The following is a 3,271-nucleotide window of genomic DNA, read 5'->3' on the forward strand; positions in this document are numbered from 1 at the left end:
TCCGCAAACGCACTTCGGCTGTCGCCGACATGGAAAGCGGAGCATTCCGTCAGGAAATGCGGAGCATGACAAACGGAAATCGCCTGTACAGGAGTTAGGAGAAATATTGGATTTGAACTATTAAATTATATAATTCATATTCAATAGAAAACTTTGCTTAATGAAGAAGTAATTTTGCAATTACTGTATAACCGGATTTTATATTACTTAATATATAGCAAACCGGGCATAGGTTGCGACAAATTAAAAAGTAAATAAAAAAGTTGAAACTTTTACCTGTTGCCTGTTCCCTAAAAAGCAGTAAAATTTTTGCCACGAATAATATCAAATTCGGTAGTATCGGTGTAAAAAAAAGCGTAGAAACCGAGTTTATATAAAATGCCGACTATAACTGACATCTATATCTCATAAACCCGGTTTCTTATAATACTCCGAAGCCAACGGATTTGAGATAAAATAGGATTGCTATATTGAAATATCATCAGTATTATTTGGGGGCATCTCAATTTTGAAGAAAGCCAAAAATTTATCGCTTTTAGGGAATAGGGAATAGGGAAAAAGTATTTTGGCAAATATGAGATGCACCCTATTATTTAGGGTAATTGAAATGTCATACCAAGCCTTCTATAATTGATAAATGCTTGACTAAATCAAAACTGCTCAGTATATAGGAAAATATTAGCTGAAAACCTTTAAAATTATGACTTTTGTAGGTGCGAATCGCGATTTGCCCCTACCACCAAAATACTACAACCGATTAGAGGATTCCCATATCTATTAGTTTTTTCTTTCTTATATCTTCCCTATTTCTTATTTCGTAAAAGTCTACAATATCTCACAACTCAAGTAATATTGCTATAGCAATCCTAAATAGGTCTTCAATAATTGATAATTGATAATTGATAATTGATAATTACCTCTGGTTAAAACCGCTCTTGATTGAAGATGAGGAAATATCCTAGCACTTTTTCCCCTATCCAAGGGGAGGCTTTAAACCAGAATTATTTAATTATTAATAATTAATAATTAATAATTCGGCAATAAATTTCATAGTAGTTAATTTGAGCTGAAAACCTTTAAAATTATGACTCCCAACTCCTAACTTTCAAGAAAATCTTACAACTTTAATAGGATTGCTATACATTACAGAATAATTAATAATTAATAGTTAATAATGAATAATTAATAGTTGATAGTCAATAATTAATTATTCATTCAACAATTAAGGTTTAAAGCCTCCCCTTGAAAGGGGATAAATCAAAAAAAAATCCTTTTAGCCAATCCCCTTCTTGAAAGAATGGGTAATTATTAATTATTAATTGTTTTCCTGCGGAATGCTTCGCAAACGGCACCTCGTCACATTAACATTGTTAATTGCTGAATATATTTATTTCATTATTTAGCTAATTCAGCTTCAATAACAGCAATTAATTCTGGTGAATTAGGAGCAACACTACTATTAAATCTAGCAACAACTTCTCCTTGTTTATTAACAACAAATTTTTCAAAATTCCAGGCTACATCGCCTATAGGATTAACAGCATTTGTCAAACAAGAATAAAGAGGATGTTTCTCAGAACCTTTAGCATGAACCTTATCAAACAACTCAAAACTTACATCATATTTTGTCTTAGTAAAATCAACAATTTCTGCATTACTTCCTGGCTCTTGTGCCCCAAAATCATTGCAGGGAAAACCTAAAATTCTTAAGCCAGCATCACGATATTTTTGGTTTAATTCTTCTAAACCTTTATATTGTGGTGTGTAACCACAATAAGATGCTACATTCACAATTAATAAAACCTGACCAGCATAATTTACTAATTGTTTTTCTTCCCCATTAATAGTTTTGACAGTAATATCTGAAACTGTGGTACTCATCTTTAAATAAAACCTCTAACTGAATAATTATAAATTTTACACTCTAGTTGTAAACAGAGAGAATATTTTTGATTGAATCAAACTATGGTAAACTAATACTAATTCACTTTAAAGATGTCACAAATAGTTGGTAACTGATGATGTGAAAGAATAAGCTGAAATTAGTGTATGACCATTACTTTAAGTCTATCAACTTTCACTTCTGAACTTCTGTACGGGCGTTTTCCTGACGGAATGCTCCGCAAACTTGTCGCGCAGCAAAATGGCCATTAGCTACGCACAACTTTTCTATCGGAATGCTCCGCAAACGTTAACGCCCATACTACTTCTGACTTCCGTGAAACGATATAGCTAGAATATTAATTAAAGAAACAATGGCAACTGAAACTATCGTTTTATTATCGAAAAGAGAAATAGAAAAAATGCGTCGAGCAGGGCGTTTGGCAGCAGAATTATTACATCATCTTGAACCTCTTGTCAAGCCAGGAGTAACTACCCTAGAATTAGATGAGGAAGCCGAACGTTGGACGCAAGCTCATGGCGCCCGTAGTGCGCCTCTTGGTTATCATGGTTTTCCTAAGTCTATTTGCACCAGTATTAATGAAGTCATTTGTCATGGTATTCCTAATGAGAAAGAAGTCTTAAAAGATGGGGATATTATTAATATTGATGTGACGCCAATTCTTGATGGTTATCATGGAGATACTTCTAAAACTTTTTTTGTTGGTGAACCTTCTCCACTAGCAAAAAAATTAGTTGAAGTTACAGAAAAATGTATGTATTTAGGCATTGCTGAAGTTAAGCCAGGAAATAAAATTGGAGATATTGGAGCTGCTATTCAAGAGTATGCTGAAGCAGAAGGTTTTTCTGTGGTTAGAGATTTTGTTGGTCATGGTGTAAGTAATGTTTTCCATACTGCACCACAAATTCCTCATTATGGTAATAGGGGAAAAGGGAAGAAGTTACGAACTGGAATGGTATTTACTATTGAACCAATGATTAATGAGGGTACTTGGGAAGGTGTGGTGCTTGATGATGGTTGGAGGGCTATTACTAAAGATGGTAAATTATCAGCACAGTTTGAGCATACTGTGGCAGTAACAGAAACAGGGGTAGAAATATTGACTCAGTATGAGGGGTGATTAACTGTTGGCTTGAACGCTTAGTAACTGCTAAAATATCTTTGATATACACAAGAGTATATGAGTAATTTGTGAGGCTCAATATTCTCCGCATTTCCGATGCGAAAATTATAGGAAAGACGAGAAAAATTGTGAGATATTGAAGCAGTATAAAGTATCTAAGTCAGTAATTATATCTATACTAAAAATTGTCTAGAGAACAGTTAGTTAAGCTGTTTAAACTTTATATCATGTCCGGATAATTAGTG

At 33.5% G+C, this 3,271-nt stretch carries 2 protein-coding genes; one reads left to right on the top strand and one right to left on the bottom strand.

Features of this window, described 5'->3' with window-relative positions:
- Positions 1 to 1,395: 1,395 nt before the first annotated feature.
- The gene (locus tag AFK68_RS04915; RefSeq protein WP_094671827.1) at positions 1,396 to 1,881 is read right to left on the bottom strand and encodes a glutathione peroxidase; all 486 of its coding nucleotides are present in this window, start codon (positions 1,879 to 1,881) and stop codon (positions 1,396 to 1,398) included.
- A 374-nt stretch (positions 1,882 to 2,255) separates the two neighbouring features.
- Here AFK68_RS04915 and map point away from each other — a divergent pair, with 374 nt between their 5' ends.
- The gene (map, locus tag AFK68_RS04920; protein WP_094671828.1) at positions 2,256 to 3,023 is read left to right on the top strand and encodes a type I methionyl aminopeptidase; all 768 of its coding nucleotides are present in this window, start codon (positions 2,256 to 2,258) and stop codon (positions 3,021 to 3,023) included.
- The last annotated feature ends 248 nt before the right edge of the window (positions 3,024 to 3,271 follow it).

Source organism: Hydrocoleum sp. CS-953, assembly GCF_002260545.1.
Classification (GTDB): Bacteria; Cyanobacteriota; Cyanobacteriia; order Cyanobacteriales; family Microcoleaceae; genus Trichodesmium.

Coding starts and splice junctions, on each gene's coding strand:
- map (WP_094671828.1), top strand. CDS start 2,256: ATGGCAACTGAAACTATCGTTTTATTATCGAAAAGAGAAATAGAAAAA.
- AFK68_RS04915 (WP_094671827.1), bottom strand. CDS start 1,881: ATGAGTACCACAGTTTCAGATATTACTGTCAAAACTATTAATGGGGAA.